This window comes from Stygiolobus sp. CP850M (assembly GCF_037389425.1).
Taxonomy (GTDB): Archaea; Thermoproteota; Thermoprotei_A; order Sulfolobales; family Sulfolobaceae; genus Stygiolobus.
Map to the genome: position 1 here is coordinate 1 of NZ_JBBHKR010000031.1, position 4,970 is coordinate 4,970.

General features: G+C 37.7%; 3 protein-coding genes and 1 pseudogene. 2 read left to right on the forward strand and 2 right to left on the reverse strand.

Going from position 1 to position 4,970, the window contains the following annotated elements:
• Together WIW89_RS01400 and WIW89_RS01405 are read left to right on the forward strand one after the other, a co-directional pair.
• A partial coding sequence (locus tag WIW89_RS01400; protein WP_337719486.1) for a DUF973 family protein occupies window positions 1-523 on the forward strand: 523 nt, incomplete at its 5' end.
• A gap of 232 nt (window positions 524-755) precedes the next feature.
• Window positions 756-2,201, forward strand: coding sequence for a hypothetical protein (locus WIW89_RS01405; RefSeq protein WP_337719487.1), 1,446 nt, complete (start codon window positions 756-758; stop codon window positions 2,199-2,201).
• Between the two features lie 730 nt (window positions 2,202-2,931).
• Here the strand turns inward: WIW89_RS01405 and rnhA are convergent.
• Together rnhA and WIW89_RS01415 are read right to left on the reverse strand one after the other, a co-directional pair.
• Window positions 2,932-3,387, reverse strand: a complete 456-nt coding sequence (gene rnhA, locus WIW89_RS01410) for a ribonuclease HI (RefSeq protein ID WP_443296281.1) — start codon at window positions 3,385-3,387, stop codon at window positions 2,932-2,934.
• Window positions 3,388-3,441: 54 nt separating this feature from the next.
• Window positions 3,442-4,666 (reverse strand): annotated as a pseudogene (locus WIW89_RS01415) (IS200/IS605 family accessory protein TnpB-related protein); the annotation flags it as partial.
• Window positions 4,667-4,970 lie beyond the last annotated feature (304 nt).

Genomic DNA, 4,970 nt, shown 5'->3' on the forward strand with positions numbered 1-4,970 from the left:
TTCAAGTGACATGATGAAGATCGGCGGAATCTTAATAATTATACCGGGTATTTCCTTTGTAGGCTGGATATTAACATATATAAGCATAGACGATATAGTGAGAAGACTAACGTATGGACCGGGTAGTGGGTATTCGCCTTCAACTTACCCACCTACTGGAACCTCCCAGTACCCACCATATAATCCCCAGTCAGCGTATGGCTCGCAACCTGTTCCAAATGTATTCCCTGCAAGTACTGATGTATATCAGATAGGGATAGGTCAAATTAACCAGAACGGTGAAGCCAAAGTAACCCTTATGGCGAATAGATATGGTTTATCAATAACTAGTGCTTCAATTGAGAACTCCACTATGTATACTACTCAAGTGTATCCAAGCACCTTAAATCAAGGACAAAATGAAGTCACTATAAGATTTCCTCAACTTATAAATCTAGTACCCGGTAACAGCTACAACGTCTTATTATATTTATCTAATGGTCAGATGGTAAGGACTGTAGTAAAATTTAATCCGGGTTTCTAATGAGTTAAAACTATTTCAACCCTTTTTTATAACGTAAATTGGTCTAGTTCTTCTTTCATATACTAAAGATTTTCTTAAAACATATAATGTCTTTTAATCTTTTCCTCACAGTTAACGTATAAGCACTACCGGGATCGAGGCTCGTTTCAGTTCATCAATGAGGCTTTAATCTTAGGATTCTGCTTTGTAAATATAAAAAACTTATAACTTGCTTTAGCAAATACGTTGTTGAATGCCAATAATAATCTCTGATCATCTTGATCCAGATGTTGATTTTTATGTATCACCAGGAACTGATTCCACGCAAGCATTTCAAGAAGCCATGCTTCTGTCTAAAGTTTACGGCGTTGCTCATCTATTAGTTAGAGGTAGATTGTATATTTATGCATCCGATTTACTACCTATAACGCTTGAACCTTCTCTTCATTTCATCATAGAAGGTGACGGACTCGGTGAGATAATTTATGTAAATGCTTCAAACAACGGAAATATTCCTCCAGTGTTTATAACGGGGACAGAATATTCGCTTATTGAAATGCAGACAGCGACAAGTAATAATGCCGTGGTGCAAACATCAATAATGGAAGTATCTACCTTTGGCTGGATTGTAGCGTTTAAAAACATGAGACTAGTTAACTTAACCTCTCAACAATGGTTTATGGTGTCTGGTCAGAATAATAATAACATAATGTTAACATCTTTTTACTTTGATAGCGTTCAGTTTTTCGCTAATATTCAACTTCTTTATACCGGACTAGTTATATTCACAAATTGTTACTCCAATGGCTCACAACTATATCTCTCTACAATGTCCAGAGATGTAGTGATCATGGCTTCGAGATTTGAAAACACTACCTTAACTTCTGTTTCTGAACACGGCTGGACTTTTGTGGGAAGTGTGTTTGTAGGACTAGCTCAGGTTAATATTACTGGGAGTAACGGCAGTATTATAGGCTGTGTATTTGACGGTGCCTCGCTAAGCGGTCAGAACGCACAGAACGTTAAGATAGTAGCTTCTCAATTCCAGAATGTCTCCTTCTCTGGTTTAGATGCTAACGTTTCTTTTACTCAGGGATCAGGGTATTCAATAGTAGCGAATTCCTTTATCGGTTATAATTTAGTATTATCGTTAGGACAGAGTAGCTGGGCTGTAGTAGGGTTTAATACCTTCAAAAACGGTGCGAATCTCGTAGTTTTAGCACAAGATGGAACTTTAGTGGAAAACGTGAGTATAATAGGTAATAGTTTCTGGACCGTACCAACTCACAATTCTTTCATATTTGTATCTGGTTGGAGTCCTCAAGGAGAGCCTCAACTTACTGGCACTATAAATGTACTTTACATAGCCTTCAATAACTTTACGAATTCTGCAGGTCCTCCTTATATAGTATACGGTTATCAGGTTTCGTCAGGACTAAGAGTTCACGGTATAGCTTACATTAACATTGCAATTAGTGTAGTAACGGTATTTATATCTTTCAACTACTTTGCGAATAACGGTGGTCTGAAAAGTAACGGAACGGGAATGGTAATCGGTTATATGAGTTTACAACAATTAAACAGTAATGTTCAGTTAATAACTAATTTAATAATGACGTTTAATGTTAACGAGAATAATATCGCGTATCTCCCGCCTGGACAGACGTACACTGCTCAATTTAATGTAGGTATAACATAAAAAAGTCGCTAAATACAAAGAAATTATAATAATCTTTTCATCTCCTTTTTATATAATCGATAGTGCAACATTTCTCCAGTATTTTCTTTACTCTATTTCATATACATCTTTATAAATATTATTAATTACTCTATGTCGTTCTAACTCTGCACCAAGTATCATGAAAATTTTCTTATCATAGTAATGTTAAAATACAGAAATGAAAATGAAGAAAGATTGAACTATAAAATTAATACTGTTATTAAAGTATTAGTACTCTGTAAGTGCAGCTCCGTATAGATTTTTAAGAGACTAATCTTGATAATTTATTCAGAAAGTTTAACTAGTAAATCTCAGAATTATCAGTTATTCAAAAAGAATCAAATTACTCTATTTACAAAGATTGGAGGGTTAAGGGGGCGGAAAGCCTCGCCAAGGGGATGAATGACCCCGTGTTCAAATACTTCTTTGTAAATTTCTCTTAGTGATGCTAACGACGCTCCTCCGTAGCTTAATGGGACTGTGAGAGAAGCATCTAGTATCTCCGTTCAAGGGACTAGACGTAATTTGGATGAAAGTCCCTCTCCTCTCACATTAGAGACCTATGGCTACCTCGACTGCCCACCTGATGAGACATGTAGTACCGAATTGATGGTGGGAATGATGGCCCCCTTAAAACGGAACCTTCGCCCTTCTAAGGCGTGGATGAGTCAGTCTATCAGCTGCTAACTATTACTAAACGATAATACCTTTAATGATCAAAAATTTTGCATCCTACATCAGCAAGTTTTCCTTTTACAACTAAATCGTAAGCAACTCTACTTAGGTAATCTGCTTCGGTGTTTAACTCTCTAGGCACCCATTCTACTTTAGCATCTAATTCCTCTTTCAACTCTAGAGCCCTCCTATATAGAGGTATAATTCTCTGTGCCTTAACTCTATACTCTCCGTTTAACTGCTTTACCACAAGTTGAGAGTCGCCTCTAATTATAGGCTGAAATACGTCGAGTCTTTTCAACTCCTCCATCAGGCATATTATTCCCGTATATTCAGCTACGTTATTGGTAGAGTCCTTTGAGAAAGGCTTTGCAGCAAGTCCATAACCCTTGATTTTTTGTCCGTTATTCAAGATTATGAGATAACCAAAGGTCGCTATACCACCCGGATTTTTTGGCTCACATAATCCGTCAAAGTAACCCACTATCACAAGGTTCATTTATTTTGTAGTTTTGTTTAAAAATGTTGTTGCTGAGTTAGGTGTTTACCCGTGGCGTAACTTATCCTTACTCTTAATATAATTCCGCCACGGGCACCCTCTTAAGGGATCATACAAAGTCACCCTTAACTCATTGGGGCTAGTCGAGGAAAACACCACTACCCTCCCATCCACCTTTCTTACCAAGTTAAGAGGAGCAATAGAATCCCTCTCCAAAAGAACTTCACCGCTTTCCAAGTACCTAGCGTTCACCTTGAAAACTCTAATACCCCCACCCTCGTGAGCAGTGCCCGTCATCAGGTAGGGGTTAAAAACTTTGATAACTCTCTCAACTATCTGTTTCCTCTTCTTCAACTTCTCACCGTTAAACGGGTTGATAGAGGAAGTATAGGACTCAGAAACCTCATCAACGTCTATCGGCTGAGTTTTCAACATATCCACAAATTTAACAACACTCCACTGGTGAATCCTATGCCTAAGCTTAGCAGTCTTGTTACTCTCCATCTTATCCTTTACCTTTGAGGAAAACTTACCAACAATAACCTTAGCCTTTAAGTCCCTAGCTAACTCCACGACTCTCTTAACAGTCTTCCTTAACACGTCAGTTTTCCTCTCCCTTTCCCTTAATTTCCTCAACTTCTTCTTAACCAGTTCGTCCTTAGTTGAATGCCCCTTAGTAATCTCTTCCCTTCTCAAGGAGTAATTAACCACAACCCTCCCTAACCCAGTCTCATATCTCCTCAACTCCCTTAGTCTAAAACCCTCGAAAACTGCTAAAGTGACGTTATTCTCATTAACGTCAATAGAGATATAATTACCCTCCTTGGACTCAACCTCAACCTCCTTCTCAAAAGTCAACCAAACTAGGACTTTCCTACCAACTAATCTTAACTTAAGCTCTTGCGAACCCCTCCAACCCTCATATATGTAGTGGACAAATTGCTTGGTGAACTTGAGGGGTATCTCGACCCAACCCTTGTGTGTTAAAACACTGATGAACACTCTGTTAAACCTCCAAATAATCATGGTTAGGAATAGTGATCATAAGCCTCTTATACTCCGGTTTATCCTTCCTCGTTAACCCTTTCTTCCTCCTCTCCCTAAAACTCTTAACAATCCTACCAGCTACGATATGGGCATCTTCAATAACCCTTGAAGGTAGGAAGGGGTACTTCTCCTTATAGTCACTGTAAAACCTCTCGTGTAACTTTTTCCTAGTAGTTGGTAAGCCCTCTGATAGGATTACCCCAATCATTTCATTAACAATCAAAATCATATGAGTCCATTACCCATGAAAAATACGCCCCTAAGTAGTTGGTCTTTTCTATAACGACAAATAATAACAACTACTGGCTTATAAAATTTCATAAAAGTGATTAAAACCAGTATAAGGGAGCTAAATAACGCCTAATATTTGGCTCAACTACTTTTCCATTTAGGAATATGGATTTCGCCTAGGGGTCCTAGATTGCAGAACTTGGAATTTAAATCAGCCTTTACAAGAGTATTATCAAAAATTAGTAAATGGCTATAAACTTGCGTTATAAAAATAAAATTTTCATCTTAAAAGTAAA